Annotated in this window: 13 protein-coding genes and 2 tRNA genes; 10 read left to right on the top strand and 5 right to left on the bottom strand. The window is 46.5% G+C overall.

Going from position 1 to position 16,893, the window contains the following annotated elements:
• Positions 1 to 202 precede the first annotated feature (202 nt).
• A complete protein-coding gene (locus HGH91_RS17885) occupies positions 203 to 1,231 on the top strand; it encodes a lipase family protein (protein ID WP_168740170.1) in 1,029 nt (342 codons plus the stop codon).
• On the opposite strand, the gene HGH91_RS17880 is transcribed toward HGH91_RS17885, so the two are convergent.
• A complete protein-coding gene (locus HGH91_RS17880; RefSeq protein ID WP_168740169.1) occupies positions 1,228 to 1,767 on the bottom strand; it encodes a hypothetical protein in 540 nt (179 codons plus the stop codon). The genes HGH91_RS17885 and HGH91_RS17880 overlap by 4 nt on opposite strands.
• 107 nt (positions 1,768 to 1,874) lie before the next feature.
• Here HGH91_RS17880 and HGH91_RS17875 point away from each other — a divergent pair, with 107 nt between their 5' ends.
• Positions 1,875 to 2,279 (top strand): hypothetical protein, encoded by a 405-nt coding sequence (locus tag HGH91_RS17875; RefSeq protein WP_168740168.1) that lies wholly within the window; start codon positions 1,875 to 1,877, stop codon positions 2,277 to 2,279.
• Positions 2,280 to 2,344: 65 nt separating this feature from the next.
• Here the strand turns inward: HGH91_RS17875 and HGH91_RS17870 are convergent, their stop codons facing one another.
• On the bottom strand, positions 2,345 to 3,550 hold the full coding sequence (locus tag HGH91_RS17870) for a hypothetical protein (RefSeq protein ID WP_168740167.1): 1,206 nt from the start codon (positions 3,548 to 3,550) through the stop codon (positions 2,345 to 2,347).
• Positions 3,551 to 3,970: 420 nt separating this feature from the next.
• Between HGH91_RS17870 and HGH91_RS17865 the strand changes: the two genes are divergently transcribed.
• Positions 3,971 to 4,044, top strand: a tRNA-His gene (locus HGH91_RS17865).
• A 227-nt stretch (positions 4,045 to 4,271) separates the two neighbouring features.
• Here the strand turns inward: HGH91_RS17865 and HGH91_RS17860 are convergent.
• A tRNA-His gene (locus tag HGH91_RS17860) sits at positions 4,272 to 4,345 on the bottom strand.
• Positions 4,346 to 4,575: 230 nt separating this feature from the next.
• Between HGH91_RS17860 and HGH91_RS17855 the strand changes: the two genes are divergently transcribed.
• The 3 genes from HGH91_RS17855 (at position 4,576) to HGH91_RS17845 (ending at position 10,554) form a co-directional block, all read left to right on the top strand.
• On the top strand, positions 4,576 to 5,163 hold the full coding sequence (locus tag HGH91_RS17855) for a DUF445 domain-containing protein (RefSeq protein ID WP_168740166.1): 588 nt from the start codon (positions 4,576 to 4,578) through the stop codon (positions 5,161 to 5,163).
• A 165-nt stretch (positions 5,164 to 5,328) separates the two neighbouring features.
• Complete coding sequence (locus HGH91_RS17850) at positions 5,329 to 7,896, top strand: outer membrane beta-barrel family protein (RefSeq protein WP_168740165.1); 2,568 nt, start codon at positions 5,329 to 5,331, stop codon at positions 7,894 to 7,896.
• Between the two features lie 171 nt (positions 7,897 to 8,067).
• Positions 8,068 to 10,554 (top strand): outer membrane beta-barrel family protein, encoded by a 2,487-nt coding sequence (locus HGH91_RS17845; RefSeq protein WP_168740164.1) that lies wholly within the window; start codon positions 8,068 to 8,070, stop codon positions 10,552 to 10,554.
• 42 nt (positions 10,555 to 10,596) lie between these two features.
• Here HGH91_RS17845 and HGH91_RS17840 read toward each other — a convergent pair whose 3' ends face one another.
• Positions 10,597 to 11,250 carry a protein-L-isoaspartate(D-aspartate) O-methyltransferase gene (locus HGH91_RS17840; RefSeq protein ID WP_168740163.1) on the bottom strand — a complete coding sequence of 218 codons (654 nt, stop codon included), beginning with the start codon at positions 11,248 to 11,250 and terminating at the stop codon, positions 10,597 to 10,599.
• Positions 11,251 to 11,373: 123 nt separating this feature from the next.
• Between HGH91_RS17840 and HGH91_RS17835 the strand changes: the two genes are divergently transcribed.
• Together HGH91_RS17835 and HGH91_RS17830 are read left to right on the top strand one after the other, a co-directional pair.
• Entirely contained in the window at positions 11,374 to 13,098 is a 1,725-nt protein-coding gene (locus HGH91_RS17835) for a phospho-sugar mutase (RefSeq protein ID WP_168740162.1), read from the top strand.
• A 100-nt stretch (positions 13,099 to 13,198) separates the two neighbouring features.
• Positions 13,199 to 14,137 (top strand): DUF2279 domain-containing protein, encoded by a 939-nt coding sequence (locus HGH91_RS17830; RefSeq protein WP_168740161.1) that lies wholly within the window; start codon positions 13,199 to 13,201, stop codon positions 14,135 to 14,137.
• A 6-nt stretch (positions 14,138 to 14,143) separates the two neighbouring features.
• On the opposite strand, the gene HGH91_RS17825 is transcribed toward HGH91_RS17830, so the two are convergent.
• The gene (locus HGH91_RS17825; protein WP_168740160.1) at positions 14,144 to 14,641 is read right to left on the bottom strand and encodes a phosphoribosyltransferase family protein; all 498 of its coding nucleotides are present in this window, start codon (positions 14,639 to 14,641) and stop codon (positions 14,144 to 14,146) included.
• A gap of 126 nt (positions 14,642 to 14,767) precedes the next feature.
• Here HGH91_RS17825 and HGH91_RS17820 point away from each other — a divergent pair, with 126 nt between their 5' ends.
• Positions 14,768 to 16,084, top strand: a complete 1,317-nt coding sequence (locus tag HGH91_RS17820; protein ID WP_168740159.1) for a (Fe-S)-binding protein — start codon at positions 14,768 to 14,770, stop codon at positions 16,082 to 16,084.
• Between the two features lie 20 nt (positions 16,085 to 16,104).
• Positions 16,105 to 16,884: a (Fe-S)-binding protein gene (locus HGH91_RS17815; protein ID WP_168740158.1), complete on the top strand. Its 780-nt coding sequence runs from the start codon at positions 16,105 to 16,107 to the stop codon at positions 16,882 to 16,884.
• Positions 16,885 to 16,893: the final 9 nt, after the last annotated feature.

The following is a 16,893-nucleotide window of genomic DNA, read 5'->3' as shown; positions in this document are numbered from 1 at the left end:
TTAATTTAGGCATGGAAGTTAAACGCATTTAGAACAATAGAGCCAACTGAATTGTTTCATTTTGTTTTAAAGCAACGCACTTTTATTAGTATTTTATACGTTGTTCATGTTTTGTAATTCGTAATTATCTATGGGGATCCGTATTTCACTGTTCTGTTTTCTAATTTTATTTTTCGGGAGAAATAATGCTGTTGGACAGCACTTGTCACCTAATTTCAATCCTTCGGAATACAGCGAACTGTTAAAACTGGTAGACCGTTTGGCGGATACGCCCTGGACAAAAGTGACCAGCACACCGCCCCGCGATTGCAAGCTGGTGTACCGTTCACCGGTAGTGGGGCTGGAAAATCGCTGGGACTTATGGCTGCGCAAAGATGGCGTAGGCATTATTTCTATCCGCGGTACCAACGGTACCAGTACTTCCTGGCTGGAGAATTTCTATGCAGGTATGATTCCCGCCCAGGGAAAGGTAAAGCTGAACGACAGCACCATTGTTCCCTACAAAGTGGCACAAAATCCGAAAGCATATGTACACGCCGGCTGGATGCTGGCGGTAGCCGCCATGGGCCCCGACATGATCCGTAAAATCAATGAATACTATCAGCAAGGCATACACGAATATATCATCTTCGGACATAGCCAGGGCGGTGCTATCTGTTTCCTGATGCGCTCCTATTTCGAATATGCAGAAGGACTTCCCAAAGGCCTGGTGTTTAAAACCTACGCCAGCGCCGCTCCTAAGCCAGGTAACCAGGAATATGCCTATGATTTTGATTACATCAGTCGCGATGGCTGGGGGTTAAGGGTGGTGAATGCCCGGGATTGGGTACCGGAAACGCCTTTTTCTGTACAAACTACCCGCGACTTTACTACGGTGAATCCCTTTACGGATATCAGCGGCGCTATCAAAGCACAAAAATGGCCTATCCGCGGCGCCTTACGGTATATGTACGGACGCCTCGACCGCCCTACCAAACGGTCTTCCCGGCGTTTGCAACGGGTATTGGGAAAGTTTGCGGCCAAACGGGTGCAGAAAATTTTGCCGGAGTATGGGCGGCCCGATTTTGTGAACAGCCACAGTTATACCCCGGCAGGTACCCCGGTAATATTATATCCTGTAAACGGGTATGATGAAAAATTTCCTTTCAACGGTAAAAACATATTCACACATCACATGCTGGGACCTTACCGCTGGGAGCTGGAACAGATTTACCACATAGATACGAACTAGTCGTTGGTCTTCTCCCCGGTAAACCAATGTTCTTTGTCTCTGAACAATACATTGAAGGTAGTGAGAGAGCCGTAGATACGGGTAATATACTGTTGGATATTTATCTTTTCTTCATCCGTCAGCACTTTATGGCTGTTGATATTTTGCTCCAGTACACGCAGGCGGTCGCGCAGCATCACTATTTTGTGGAAGAAGGTATCTATCGGTAATTCCTTGGCTTTAAGGCCAGCATCGCCAGGTTGCAGGATCAGCGTACCACCTTTCCAGCGGTCGCCCAGGGCCACTACTTCTGTAATGCCGCCCCATAGGCGTAGAATTTTGAGCAGCGATGTTTCCACGTCCGATGCAGTTTCTACTTCAGGCGTTGCATTTTCTGCTACGAGCACTTCAAATAGGGGATCGGTTTTATCGATCATTTTAATACCGTGGTCCATGAAGGTAACGCGGTATTGTGCATATTTTACCGTCACAATGACGCCGGGGCCGAAGTGAGCGTGCTGCACCCTGGAGCCTACGCCCAATGTAAGTTCTTCCATCTTTTTTTCCTCAAACATAAAAAATTCCCCGTAAGGAAGAAACTAACATTTGTTAAGAGGCCGCAATAAACAAGCAGGTATATTTATCATCTACCAATACTTGTACTATGACAGCTTCAGCCAGGTTGATGTGCGGGCTTATCCTGATTACCGTTCCCACCATTGAATTTGGAGGATATTTTCTTTTAAAGGTCATCAGCGGAAAGATGTCCCGGTTATCACTTACCCCCTTTCAGCAGGGCATGTTCAGGGCAGGCCATGCGCATGCGGGGGTATTATTGCTGCTATCACTGATTTGTCAGCCCCTGGCAGATGAGGCTTCCCTGGGTGCAGGGTTAATATGGCTGGTCCGGATAGGCGTACCCGTGAGTACGCTGCTGATCAGCGGCGGATTTTTTGCAGCCGCGGCCGGGAAGGCAAGAACAGCGCCCAATCAATGGATAGGTATTTTATATACAGGCGTTCTTTTACTGGCCATATGTGTACTCACGCTGGGCATTGGATTGCTGTAGTCCTAAATGAATTGAGGCGAATGACTTACATCATTCGCCTCAATCATTTTATTTTTAGCCTGTTGCTACTCTTTCACTTTATTCAGGAAGAAAGACAATTTAAACAGGAGTTCGTCCTGTAAGCCTGCACGCAGCTTGGCTTCTTCGTCGGTGATACCGAGGCGGCGCAGCCGCTGGTAATATACATAAGAGCCGCCGATCAGTTCCAGGCATTCCTGTATTTTACGTTTTACTTCTGCTTCCTTGGTACGTTTTTCAAATTCTTTTTTAGAGAGAATTTTATCTACGAAGTAGAAGTTGTCTTTGTCTTCTACCCATTTGCTGCCTTCCCTGTGCTGAGGTTTATATACCTCGAGATAGCAGTTGTCGAGTTTCAACACATCTCCGAATTCGGCGCGTATATCTATTACCGTTGGTTTTTCCGCAGCGGGATTAGCCAGGCGTTTTTTGATATGGTTGCTGATCTCTACCCCCAGTTCATCGCTACTCATCAGGATCTGGTTCAGTTCTGAAAACTCCAGGCTGATGGTGATGCGAGCGTAACCGCGACCACTCTTGATTTTACCAAATAAGCTGGGAGAGGTTTGCTCATCGAAGATGATGTCTTCCACCTGTACTTTGGTAATGGTTTTGTAGTTGGGCGTATAGCCTTCTTCCAGGGGAGTAGCACGTTTATTCACCAGCCGGGATGGTTCCTGGCGGCGGGTGAACTGTATAAACTCATCGATGAAACGCAGCTCATGCTTTTTCAGCTTGGCATACAGTTCATGGGTGGTATGATTATGTATTTTGCTCAACAACATCAGATCCCCCCAGCTGTCGAAGTGCTGCATTTTTTTCAGCTCATCCACAATATCGGTAGCGGCCATGTTGCGGCGGTAAAAGAGTTCCCCCAACAGGAACAATGCATATTCATGTACCGGGTAGCCCAGCTCCGGTAATACATCGTAGGGACTCCGTTTCTGTTCGCGGGCTCCTTCCAATAAATCAATGTCCGACATAACAGGCGCTAACAGGTATTTGCGTGCAGCGGTACGCAGTTTCTTACTCACAAAATCCAACAGCTGGTCGCTCACATGGCCGTGGTGTACAAAGTCGTGCAGTATCTGCACAAATCGACGGGACGTTGGCAATCCAAACTGTGAAAGAATATCGTTTTCCATGTCCAGCACGTCCTCAAAACCAGGCTCCTCCTTTCCAGGCTTCACCCGTTGATCCATTTGCTGGTAACGCTGATAGTACTCCTGTAACTTCAGTTTTAGCTGATCCATAATGTATATACAATTAAAAATTAAACACTTATATTACTCTAATTGACAGTAGCAAGGGAATTTTGTTAAATATTCCGTCCTGGGCAATATATCCACACTCAACCGCATCGAAATACCCGGAAACAAGGGCTTCTCTGATGCTAAGCAAACAACATTCAGCTGATAATCAACTAATTAAAAAAATGGGAATGGAATGGGAAAGTGCGCAAAGATACATTTTTTCCGGAAGTGTGCAAAACGGGTGAATAATTCCGAAACGCATAATATATGCCTGCAAACAACCAGATCGGTTAACATCCCGGACAGGCAATTACATTTAAAGCATTTACCATGTATAATGCCTTGAAATTTTTTTGTTCAAAGTTTTTGGAATTTAAAAATACTTTCGCTTATCTTTGCACTCCCAACAACGGAAAAACGGTGGTTGTAGCTCAGTTGGTTAGAGCATCAGATTGTGGTTCTGAGGGTCGAGGGTTCGAAACCCTTCAATCACCCAGGTTTTAAAAAGGCTTCGTAAAATACGAAGCCTTTTTTGTTCCTTGTAAGGAACAAAAAACAAGGAGGTTTTCAGCATGACCTCTTCACCCCCTTATTTCTTCATCGAAAAAATTTCTTGCAAACTTATTTCTGTAAAAATTGCTTAGCGACTTTGCTTCTTAGCTACTTTGCGAGAGATATAAAAATAAAAAAGGCTTCATTACTGAAGCCTTACTTTATCTTGGGTGATTGAAGGGTTTCGAACCCTCGACCCTCAGAACCACAATCTGATGCTCTAACCAACTGAGCTACAACCACCGTGTCCAAACGATTATCTCGTTTTTGGGAGTGCAAATATAAGAGAATCTTTCTCTACAAAAGAAATTTTTTTGCTGTTTTTTTAAAGAAGATTTTTCAGCGCAAAAATAACCGTGGTAATGATGCTGTCTATACGAGTGCATATCGTTAAAACAATCTTATTATAAACTATGCAAGAATTGCCCGTTGATTCTCTACATTTGTGATAACCTGAAAATCAATTACTCATAATGATCTTTTTCCTCCCACTTATTGCTGCCCTCATTGGTTGGTTGCTTAACAGCCTTGCCACTACACTGCTGTTTCGCCCCTATCAACCCGTAAAAATCGGGTTCATTACCCTACAGGGGGTGTTCCCTAAAAGACAGGCGCAATTGGCCGCAGGCATCGGCGCTATGGTGGCCGGAAATTTTTCCTTTGAAGACATTAAGCGTAAACTGACAGACCCGGAAAAAATAAAAAAGATTATTCCACTGGTGGAAACCCACCTCGACGCCTTTCTCCGCGAAAGACTACCCAAAGCAATGCCTGTCCTCTCCATGTTCATCGGCGACAGCATCGTTAACCAGATCAAATCTCACCTGGTAGCTGAACTGGATACCTTGTTCCCCGTTTTAATTAACCAATACCTGGACAACGCAGAAAAAGACCTGGACCTGGAAAAAATGGTGACAGAAAAAATAACCGCCATTTCCGCAGAAGAGCTGGAGCGTACGGTCCACCGACTCCTCCCCGCTGTCCTCCGGCAATTTAAATGGCTGGGCGCTCTCACCGGGTTTATCACCGGCCTCATTGCCCTGGGCATCAGTCTCCTTTAAGCCGCCACACCAGCTTTGTTAACTACTGTTAAGACCTCTTAGCGCCCGTTTTTGTGATTTCCTGCGGATAATAATCCCACTCATCACAATCTCCGACCTTTCATACCTATACCCCGATACTTTTGTTCTATCTGATAAGAAAAGTCGGGATAAAAAATAAACAGGATGAAAAAATGCTATGCAGTACTTGCCGGGCTTTTACTATGGCAGGTCCATACCCATGCACAGACGCCGAGAGCTACGAATCCCCAGCAAGGACCTACTCAACAGGGACGCCCCAACATGCCACAGATAGGCCACCTTTATGGCAAACTGGTGGACGCTAAAACAGGAAAGCCCATAGAATATGCTTCTGTTACATTACTGAAACAAAGAGATTCTGCCCTCGTAACAGGCATGCTCACCAAACCAAACGGCGATTTCAGCCTCGAAAATCTACCTTTCGGGCCCATGATACTACGTGTTAACTTCATGGGTTATACCAGCGTGATCAAAAAAGTAGTCATCACCGGCCAGGCAATAGAACAGGACCTCGGCAACCTTAAAATGCAGCCCAATGTAAAAACCCTGCAAAGCGTGGAAGTAACCGGACAAAAAAGCGCTTTCACAATGGGCATTGATAAAAAAGTATTTAATGTAGACAGAAACCTTAGCAGCGTAGGCGGTACGGCACAAGACGTATTAAAAAGTGTGCCGGCAGTAAACGTTGACCTCGATGGTAACGTTACCGTACGTAATGCTTCTCCCAATATTTTTGTAGATGGTAAACCTTCTACCCTCACCCTGGACCAGATACCGGCCGATGCCATTGAAAGCATTGAACTGATAACCAATCCTTCTGCCAAATACGACGCCGAAGGAATGTCAGGAATACTAAATATCGTACTGAAGAAAAACCGCAAAGCAGGATTCAACGGTGCTGTAAATGCCGGTGTAGGCACAGGAAACAAATTCAATGGTGGCGGCAATATCAACATCCGTCAGGGTAAATTCAACGTATTTGCCAACTACAATATCAACTCCAATCACAACTGGGCCGATGGTACTACCAATCGCAGCAACTATCACAGTGGCGTTGCTAAAGATACCAGCTACCTGCTCCAAAACAGCAACAGCACTACCAAACCGCTGTTCCAGTTTGGGCGCTTCGGACTCGACTATATGCTCGATAACCGGAATACCATTTCTGTTTCTCAAAACATCGTAGCAGGGGATTTTAAAAACCAGGAAGACCTCGCCAGTACTTTCTCCGATCGCAACCATACGATTACCAGCAAAAGCGACCGGCTCAACAATAATAATTTCAACTTCCGAAACTACACTACGGCATTGAGTTTCAAGCATACATATGCTAAACCCAATAAAGAATGGACAGCCGATATCAACTATAACCGGAGCTCCAATAGTCGCAATGGCGACTACCTCACCCAGGCGCAGGATCCCATGGGCCAGCCACTGGGACAAGCCATGCTGCAAAATAATACCACCTCCGGAAAAACGACTTTCATGACTTTCCAGACCGATTATTCCAATCCAATCGGGAAAAATGGGAAACTGGAACTGGGCGCCAAAGCCACCGTACGTGATTATACCAGCATGTATAACGTGTTTGACAAAGATACTGTCAGTGGTAATTTTATCCCCAACCCACTATTATCCAACAACTACAAATACAACGAAGAAATATACGCCGGCTATGCCAACTTTGCCAATACCATTGGTAACTTCGGCTACCAGGCAGGCTTACGTGTGGAACAATATGTATATGCCGGCGAAAATGAAGGTGCTAAATACAAACCTACCAAAGCCGTACCGGGACTGTATCCCAGCTTATTCCTGTCGGAGAAATTAAAACATGACCAGGAACTGCAACTCAACTACTCCCGCCGGGTAAACAGGCCTAACTTCTTCCAGTTGATTCCTTATCGCGATTACAGCGATCCGCAGAACCAGCGCGAAGGAAATCCGAACCTGAAGCCAGAGTACACCAATAGCTTTGAGTTTTCCTATGTTAAGAATTGGGCTAACAGCAATTTCCTCGGAAGCGTGTATTTCAGGAATACCAATAACATGATTTCCACTATCAGTACGCCAATTGGTGCAGATACGCTGCTCACCCAGTTTATCAACGCCAACAGGAGCAATTCCTATGGCGCAGAACTTACGCTGAAAAACCAGGTGGTAAAAGGATGGGATCTTACCAGCAATGTAAACCTCTATCAAACGGATATGAAGGTAAACGCCAACGGTCAGAACTATAACAACAGCGGCTTTAGCTGGTTTGCCAAGATCAATTCAGAAACAAAGTTACCGGCCAATTTCACCGTACAGGTAAATGCTACTTACCAGGCGCCTACCATTGCATTGCCGGCATCCGGCGGCGGTGGCCGTGGTGGCGGCGGCGGTGGCTTCAACCAGATTCCAAGCACCGCACAGGGCACCATCAAAGGCTTCAGTACAGTGGATATAGCCGTGAAGAAAGAATTCCTCAAAAACAAAGCAGCGGCTGTTACGCTGAGCCTGTCGGATATCTTCAATACCCGTCAGTACGAGCTAAACCAGGCCACTCCGGAGTTTGCGCAGGATTATATCCGCAAGCGCGAATCCCGTATACTGAAACTCAACTTCAGCTACCGCTTCGGAAAATTCGATGCGTCGCTCTTTAAAAAGAAAAAGAAAGACCAGGGAAATGGAAACGATATGCAGATGGGCGATCCTACGCAGAGTTTCTAAAAGATATCTAAGAAGGTGAATGCAAACCACAGGCCGGTTAGCCACGCAACAGCGCGGCTGCCGGCCATGTTTTTTTAGCTACCACTCATCATATTTCGTCGATGTTTAAACATACGCCTATTACTTTTATGGGGTTGTTGTATCAAAGAATTAAAGTTGCTAAATCCACGCATGCGAAATTATCTCTTTCTCATCGTCGTGCTGTTCGTGGCGTCGTATAACGTGAACGCACAAACGACAGTATCGACCCCATTAAAAGTCACCGGAAAAATAGCTGACATCGCTACCGGTAAACCTGTTGAATACGCATCAGTAGTATTACTTAAACAAGCCGATTCGGCGATGGTTACCGGCGCATATACGAACCCTGCCGGCAGCTTCTCCCTGAATAATATCGCCCCGGGCATATATGTGTTACGCATCACCTTCATGGGATATGAAAAGCTCGAAAAAGCTGTAAGAGTAACGGAAGGAAAAAATACATTCGCCGGCACCCTAAGATTGCAACCCGCTGGAAAAGTGCTGAACGCCGTGGAAATAAAAGCAGAAAAACCTGCTTTCTCCATGCAGATAGACCGCCAGGTATTTGATGCCGGCAACATGATCAATGCGGAAGGTGGAACCGGTACCGACATATTGAAAAATATTCCCAGCGTAGATGTAGATATAGATGACAACATCACTTTACGGGGGAAAAGTGTCACCATTTATGTAGATGGAAAGCCTTCACCCTTTGGCGATGCTAAAACAGCGCTGCAAATGATTCCCGCCGAAAGCATCGACCGGGTGGAAGTGATCAACAACCCTTCGGCAAAGTTTGAAGCCAACGGCAGCGGTGGTATTATCAACATCGTGCTGAAAAAAGATAAGGCGATTGGTTACAATGTAATGATCAACGCCGGCGGCGCCACCAGGGGCGAAGGAAGCGGCAGCCTCAATGCCAGCCTGCGTTTAAAACGATTTAACTTCTTCGGCAACTACAACGGTCGCTATGAACAGGTAAATGGCAGCGGCTACAGCTATCGCCAAAACCTGGTAGCCGACAGCAGCCATACCAGCTTCTTCTCCCAATCGAGCCGGAACGAAAATACCAACCGCAATAATGGAGGGCGATTAGGCTTCGACTATTTCCTCGACGACCATAATACCTTTACCATCTCACAAGGTATTAACCGCAATAATAACCAGAATGAAGACAATATCCTCCTGAACTACATGGATGATAAAAAAGCTACGCTTCGCTATGGAGACCGGAATAATACCAGCCGCAGCAACAGCGGTAACAACAACACCAATCTCAACTATAAACATACGTTCGATAAGCCCAACCAGGAGCTCACAGCCTATGTCAGCTATAGCGGCAATAGCAGCAACAGCAGCAGCAACTATTATACGCAGTACCATATTACCGGCATAGATACCTTGCCCAACGCGGATAAACAATACAACACCTCCCGCAACAAAAACAGTTTCTGGAACCTGCAATCCGACTACACCTCCCCCATAGGCGCCAAAGGAAAACTGGAAGCAGGCGTAAAAACCACCATGCGGCATATCGATAACAATTACATTGCCTCCCTGTATGATTGGAGTATACCTGATTACAAGGTGAGCCCGGTGTTATCCAACCAGTATAATTATGAAGAAGATATCTTTGCCGGGTACTTCAACTTTGCCAATGCTATCGGCAATCTCGGCTACCAGGTGGGCGTACGCGCAGAGCAATCCCATCTCAAAGGATATTCCGTTACCCGGGATACTACGGTGAATAATCGTTTCTTTAACCTGTTTCCCAGCGTATTCCTGAAGTATAATCTGCCTAAAAACCAGAACCAGAGCCTGGTATTCAACTACTCTACCCGTATAGACCGGCCTAACTTCGATCAGTTGTTACCGTACGTCAACAACTCCGATCCGCAGAATATCCGTACGGGTAACCCGGAACTACAGCCAGCTTTATCACATAAATTCGAGGTCAGTTATTCCGAATATTATCCCAAAACCAACAATTACATGAGCATCAGCAGCTACTATGCTCAAACCAACGATAATATAGACAGGATCAGCACCCTGGACACCATTTCGGGGATAACCACCACCCGGCCAATGAACCTGGCTACGCAGCAAAACATTGGCGGTAACGTTTCCTATAGCCTCAATCTTTCCAAATGGTGGAAAGTATGGGCCAACCTTAATGTGGAATATAACAAACTTACCAGCGTTACCATCAACAATGAAAATTTCAGTTATGGGCTCAATGGCAACACCCAGTTTCGTTTACCCGGCAGGGTGAGTGTGGAACTGAGCGGCCATTTCCGCTCCCCCCGCATCCAGCCCCAGGGTACTTTTAAAGCCATGAATGGTATGGACTTTGGCGTTCGTAAAGAGTTCCTGAAAACCAGGGCCCTCGTAGTGGCGCTTAATATTTCAGATATCCTGAACACCCAGCAATTCAATTCGCATTACCAGACTGCCACCTTTATACAGGACTACGACCGCAAAAGGACTACCCGCTTTATCCGCCTGAATGTGCGCTACCGGTTCGGCAAAATGGATCCCAACCTGTTCAAGAAAAAGAAGCCGCAGGATGATGATGATAAGAAGGAGGAAGAAAAGAAAGAAGAAGAGAAACCTAAAGAAGGTACTGGCAGGTTATAAAAGCAAAAGGGGATGTGTACCATCCCCTTTTGCTTTTTAGTATTATTTCTTTCCTGCCAGCATAGGCACGAAAGAGAAGTTATCGAACAGTTCCTGTTCGTTTTCGGTATCGCTGATTTTGGTAATGCGCAACATGCGCTGTATTTCGTGCCCCCCTACCGGGATGACCATCTTTCCCCCGGGCTTTAGCTGTTGCAGCAGTTTCTCAGGGATATGCGGCGCCGCCGCAGTCACCAGTACTTTATCGAAAGGAGCATAGGTAGATAATCCTTCATAGCCATCTCCGTAGAAAAACCGGAGATTAGGATACTGGGCTTTAAAAGGGAATGCCTTTACCTGGTCGAACAGCTTGCGTTGCCGCTCAATAGTAAAAACATTGGCCTTTAGTTCCGCCAGTACACAGGCCTGGTAGGCACTACCGGTACCGATTTCCAGCACTTTTTCATAGGGTTTTACCTCCAGCAGCTGGGTCTGATAAGCCACTGTATACGGTTGGGAGATGGTTTGCCCCTCCCCGATCGGAAAAGCCCGGTCATCGTATGCAATGCTCTCAAAAGCCGTATCCAGGAAAAAATGCCTCGGAATGGCGCCAATAGCCGCCAGAACACTTTCGTCGGTAATACCTTTCTGACGGATACTATCCACTAGTTGTTTACGTAAGCCCTTTTGCTTATAAGTATCTTCATACCGCCTCATGGCCGCAAAATTAACCATTACCCACAATTTTCAATGCTTTTTTGGAATCAGTAATTTCCCACATTCATTTTTTTATTTTTACTTTACACTTCGTTTTAGCATTTACGGCTCAAAAAAAATACCATGGATATAAGTATTCAAAACAAAGTATCACAATGGCTCAACGGTAACTTCGATGCCGAAACCGTGGCCACCATTAAGAAGATGCAGGAAGGTAACCCCGATGAACTCACTGACGCCTTTTACCGTAACCTCGAATTTGGTACCGGCGGACTTCGTGGTATTATGGGTGTGGGCACCAACCGGATGAATAAATATACCATTGGAATGGCTACCCAGGGCTTCTCCAACTACCTTAAAAAAACCTTTACCGGCGATATTAAAGTAGCTATTGCCCACGACAGCCGCAATAATGCCCGCTTTTTTGCTGAAACGGTGGCTAATGTATTCGCCGCAAACGGTATTAAGGTATTTCTTTTCGAGAGCCTGCGCCCCACACCGGAGCTGTCTTTCACCATCCGTCACCTGCACTGCCAGGCCGGCGTGGTACTGACCGCCTCCCATAACCCCAAGGAATACAATGGATACAAGGCCTACTGGAATGACGGTGCCCAGCTGGTACCTCCCCACGACGGTAATGTGATCCGCGAAGTGGAAAATATAGCGTCGCCTGCCGACGTGAAATGGACCGGTGGCGAAGCCAATATTACCCTGATTGGCGCTGAAATAGACAAAGCTTACCAGCAGGAGCTTATCAGCCTGTCGATCAACCCGGACATCAACAAACAACAACACGACCTTAAAATAGTATATACGCCTATTCATGGTACAGGTATTACCCAGGTGCCCGCCGTACTGGCTGGTTATGGCTTTACCAACGTTACCATTGTAGAAGAACAGGCAACGCCCGATGGTAACTTCCCTACGGTCGTATTCCCTAACCCGGAAGAATCCGAAGCAATGAGCCTGGGGTTGAAAAAAGCCAAAGCACTCGATGCCGATATCCTCCTGGGTACCGACCCCGATGCCGATCGTGTAGGCATTGCCGTAAAAGACCTGAAAGGCGAGTGGATACTGCTAAACGGTAACCAAACCGGTGTGCTGCTGTTCAACTATATCGTGGAAGGCCGCAAAAACAAAGGATTGGCCAAGCCCAATGACTTCATTGCCAAAACCGTGGTAACCTCCGACCTGATTGACGTATTTGCCGCTAAAAACAATATTAATTGCTATAATGTACTGACCGGCTTTAAATGGATTGCTGACCTGATCCGCCGGAAAGAGCCACAGGAAAACTTTATCTGCGGAGGTGAAGAATCTTATGGTTACATGATAGGCAACAATATCCGTGACAAAGACGCAATTTCTTCCGTGGCCATGATCTGTGAAATGGCGGCCTATGCGCGTAGCAAGGGTAAATCCCTGTTTGAAGAGCTGATCGACATCTACGTTCGTTATGGCTACTACAAAGAATCGTTGATTTCCATTACCAAGAAAGGCATGAGAGGCGCCGAAGAAATTGCAGAAATGATGCGGGGATACCGCGAAAATCCACCGGTGACCATCAATGGCTCTCCGGTAGTGACGCTCTACGATTACCAGCTGCAACAGATCCGCGATATTAAAACCGGGGAAACAAAGGCACTTGACCTGCCCAAATCCAACGTACTCCAGTTTTTACTGGCCGATGGCAGCAAAATATCTGCCCGTCCATCCGGTACGGAACCAAAAATTAAATTCTACTTCAGTGTAAATGCACCACTGGCCAACGCAGCAGATTATGATAAAGTAACTGCTGAACTGGACCAGAAGATAAATGGTATTATCCAGGATCTGAAACTGAAATAATACCCCTTATCCTCTAAAGAGGAAGCCACCGGGAATGTTGAAAGGACGCATCTAACAAACACCCTTTCTGCATTCCCGGGTTTATTGTTGATATACCCGCATGAAAAAAAGCCTACTGATGCTGATCCTGCTGCTACATTTCCTATGTGGCGAAGCACAAAAAAAAGTGTCTTTCTTTTCTATTCCCGATACCACCACCCCTTCACATGTATGGATACTCACCGGTACTACCGCAGCGCTGTATGGCGCCAGCCTGGCTGCCCTGAATACCGCCTGGTATAAAGGCTATCCGAGGTCCAGCTTCCATTTTTTCAATGATATGGGCGAATGGAACCAGATGGATAAAGCCGGGCATATCTTCAGTGCTTATTTTATTGGTAAATACAGTCGTGAAATGTGGCGATGGTCGGGCCTTCCCAGGAAAAAGCAAATCTGGATCGGAGGATTGACCGGCTTCGCCTTTCAGTCGGTCGTGGAAGTACTGGACGGGTTCTCATCAGAGTGGGGGTTTTCCTGGGGCGATATGGGCGCCAATGCCATAGGCTCCGGCATGCTGGTCAGCCAGGAATTATTGTGGAATGAACAACGCATCCAGCTGAAGTTTTCGTCGCACCCCGACTTATACAATGATCCTGTATTACGCGCCAAGACCGACCAGCTGTTTGGAGAAAGCTTCTGGGAAAGAACCCTGAAAAATTATAACGGACAAACCTATTGGCTGTCAGTCAATGTTTACTCCTTCCGCAAGGAAAGTCGCTTGCCCAAATGGTTGAATATAGCAGTGGGATATGGCGCGGATAACATGCTGGGCGGCAGGGATAATACCTGGACAGATCAACATGGAGTAGACCAGGACTATAGTCACCTGAAACGGATAAGACAGTTTTATCTTTCTCCGGATGTGGATTTCACTAAAATTTATACCCGTAAAAAAGGCGTAAAAGTGTTGTTCCAGGTACTGAACATGATCAAATTTCCCGCGCCCACACTGGAGTTGAACTCATCAGGCCAGGTGAAATTACACGCGTTGTACTTCTAGCCAGCGTTATTCAAAATAAGCAGATACAATTTCTTCTCCATTCATTTCTACGAGTACCATGTCTTGCAGCGTGGTAGCCAGTGAATAGCCTACGAAGTCGACAGATAAGGGGAAGGACTTATGTTTGCGGTCAACCAGTACGGCGGTCTGGATTTTTTTAGGCAGGTATTTCAGGAAAGGTTTCAGGGCATACAGCATCGTACGGCCGGAGTTAGCAACATCATCCACCACCACAATTACCTTGTCATTGAAGTCGAGATCTTCGGATACCACTACTTCCCCCGGACGTTGTTTATCGAGGCGTAACTCGATGATATGGGTTTTCAGGGGAGAAATCTGCTCCAGTATAGCGGCTATCTTGTGCGCTACAATCACGCCCCGGTCCCAGATACCAGCCAGAATGATTTCACCGCCATCGCTGTTGAGTTCATAAATTTCGTAAGCGATGCGTTCAATTTTCTTTTGAATGATATCCTGTGTTAGAATGATGTTCCTGCTTTCCATATCGGCAAAAATAAGCAATTAGCCATTAGGCTGCTGTTATCTCTTAAAAAATCAGTACTACTAAATATAGCAGTCGAATGGCCGGCACCTAAAAAAGACATAAATTAGGGAGTCAAATCTGAGATAATGCGAATTGTACAAGAATTATTATTTGTCATCCTGTTTGGAACAGCAGTATACCTTTTCTCCCGAAAGGCCGGCCAGATAAGGAAAAACATTTTGCTGGGACGGGACAATGACCTGAACGATCATCCTGACCTGCGTTGGAAAAACTTGCTCCTGCTGGCATTCGGCCAGAAGAAGATGTTCCGCAATCCACTGGTAGCTGTACTCCACTTTTTTGTGTATGCCGGTTTCCTGATTATTAATATTGAAATACTGGAAATTATCCTGGATGGTATTCTTGGGCAACATCGTTTATTCGTTCCCGTACTGGGAGGTTTGTATCCCGTTTTAATCGGCTTATTTGAAATACTGGCGGTACTGGTCCTTACCGGCTGCGCCATATTCCTGGTACGCAGGAATATTTTAAAGCTAAAACGCTTTATCAGCAAGGATCTCGATGGGTGGCCGCGTTCCGATGCCAACTACATCCTGATCACTGAAATAGTGCTGATGCTGCTCTTCCTGACCATGAATACGGCCGACCAGGCCTTACAAGGCAGGGGTGCCGCGCATTATATCCCTACCGGCAACTTCTGGATTTCCGGTATACTCACACCCATATTTGCAGGTATGTCTGATGGCACCCTCGAAGTAATAGAGCGGGGCTGCTGGTGGCTGCACATTGCGGGGGTACTGGCTTTCCTGAACTATCTCCCCTATTCCAAGCACCTGCATATTATCCTGGCCTTTCCCAATGCCTACTATGCCAGCCTGGAACCTAAAGGAGAAATGGAAAATATGCCCGCGGTACAGCACGAAGTACAGCTGATGCTGCAGCCCGAACTGGCCGCCAATGCGCCAGCTTCGGACACCATGCCTAAATTCGGCGCCAAAGATGTAACCGACCTTACCTGGAAAAACTTATTGGATGCATATAGCTGTACGGAATGCGGACGCTGTACCGCCGCCTGTCCGGCCAATATCACCGGCAAGCGGTTGTCGCCCCGTAAAATTATGATGGATACCCGCGACCGCCTGGAAGAAGTAGGCCGCAACATCAAAGCCAACAATGGCACGTTTACAGACGACAACAAAACACTGTTACGCGACTATATCACCGAAGAAGAACTGCGCGCCTGCACCACCTGCAATGCCTGTGTACAGGAATGCCCCGTAAGTATCAATCCACTGGATATTATCCTGCAACTGCGCCGCCACCTGGTAATGGAAGAGTCCAGCGCCCCGGCAGAATGGACGGGCATGTTCAGCAATATTGAAAATAATATGGCTCCCTGGAAATTCAGCATGGACGACCGGGATAAGTGGGCCACTGAATAACTAATTTAAAAAAGATACGAATGCATATTAAAACAATGGCAGAATATGCCGCGAACGGAGAAACCCCTGAAGTCCTTTTCTGGGTGGGTTGTGCAGGCAGTTTTGATCAGCGTGCCCAAAAAATAACAAAAGCATTTGCCACTATACTGGATAAAGTAGGAATTTCCTTTGCCATACTGGGTAAGGAAGAAAGCTGTACTGGAGATCCTGCGAGAAGAGCCGGCAATGAGTTCATTTTCCAGATGATGGCACAAAATAACATACAGCTGTTGAATATGTATGGCGTGAAAAAAATTGTTACTGCCTGTCCGCATTGTTTTAATACACTGAAGAATGAATATCCCGCGCTGGGAGGCAACTACGAAGTAATACACCATACCAGCTTCCTGCAGTCACTCATCGATGAAGGCAGGATTAAGATGCAGGAAGGCGGTTCCTTTAAAGGCAAAAAGATCACCTATCATGATTCCTGTTATCTCGGACGCGCCAATAATATATATGAGGCGCCCCGTAAAGTACTGGAAACGCTGGACGCCGAACTGATAGAAATGAAACGTTGCCGGAGTAAGGGACTTTGCTGCGGCGCCGGCGGTGCCCAGATGTTCAAAGAAGAAGAAAAAGGTACCAACCGTATCAACTTCGAACGCGGACAGGAAGCTGTAGCTACCGGCGCCTCCGTGATTGCGGCCAACTGCCCCTTCTGCATGACCATGCTGACCGATGGCGTAAAGGAAGCCGGTAAGGAAGAAAGCGTAAAAGTGCTCGACATCGCAGAATTAATCGAGCAAAGCATGAAATAAATTCATTTG

It is taken from the genome of Chitinophaga eiseniae (genome assembly GCF_012641265.1).
GTDB classification, from domain to species: domain Bacteria; phylum Bacteroidota; class Bacteroidia; order Chitinophagales; family Chitinophagaceae; genus Chitinophaga; species Chitinophaga eiseniae_A.
The sequence above is the reverse complement of the archived record's forward strand: the minus strand, read 5'-3'. Positions and strand labels throughout refer to the sequence as shown.

Coding starts and splice junctions, on each gene's coding strand:
- HGH91_RS17845 (WP_168740164.1), top strand. CDS start 8,068: ATGCGAAATTATCTCTTTCTCATCGTCGTGCTGTTCGTGGCGTCGTAT.
- HGH91_RS17870 (WP_168740167.1), bottom strand. CDS start 3,550: ATGGATCAGCTAAAACTGAAGTTACAGGAGTACTATCAGCGTTACCAG.
- HGH91_RS17825 (WP_168740160.1), bottom strand. CDS start 14,641: ATGGAAAGCAGGAACATCATTCTAACACAGGATATCATTCAAAAGAAA.
- HGH91_RS17850 (WP_168740165.1), top strand. CDS start 5,329: ATGAAAAAATGCTATGCAGTACTTGCCGGGCTTTTACTATGGCAGGTC.
- HGH91_RS17855 (WP_168740166.1), top strand. CDS start 4,576: ATGATCTTTTTCCTCCCACTTATTGCTGCCCTCATTGGTTGGTTGCTT.
- HGH91_RS17880 (WP_168740169.1), bottom strand. CDS start 1,767: ATGGAAGAACTTACATTGGGCGTAGGCTCCAGGGTGCAGCACGCTCAC.
- HGH91_RS17820 (WP_168740159.1), top strand. CDS start 14,768: ATGCGAATTGTACAAGAATTATTATTTGTCATCCTGTTTGGAACAGCA.
- HGH91_RS17835 (WP_168740162.1), top strand. CDS start 11,374: ATGGATATAAGTATTCAAAACAAAGTATCACAATGGCTCAACGGTAAC.
- HGH91_RS17815 (WP_168740158.1), top strand. CDS start 16,105: ATGCATATTAAAACAATGGCAGAATATGCCGCGAACGGAGAAACCCCT.
- HGH91_RS17830 (WP_168740161.1), top strand. CDS start 13,199: ATGAAAAAAAGCCTACTGATGCTGATCCTGCTGCTACATTTCCTATGT.
- HGH91_RS17840 (WP_168740163.1), bottom strand. CDS start 11,250: ATGAGGCGGTATGAAGATACTTATAAGCAAAAGGGCTTACGTAAACAA.
- HGH91_RS17875 (WP_168740168.1), top strand. CDS start 1,875: ATGACAGCTTCAGCCAGGTTGATGTGCGGGCTTATCCTGATTACCGTT.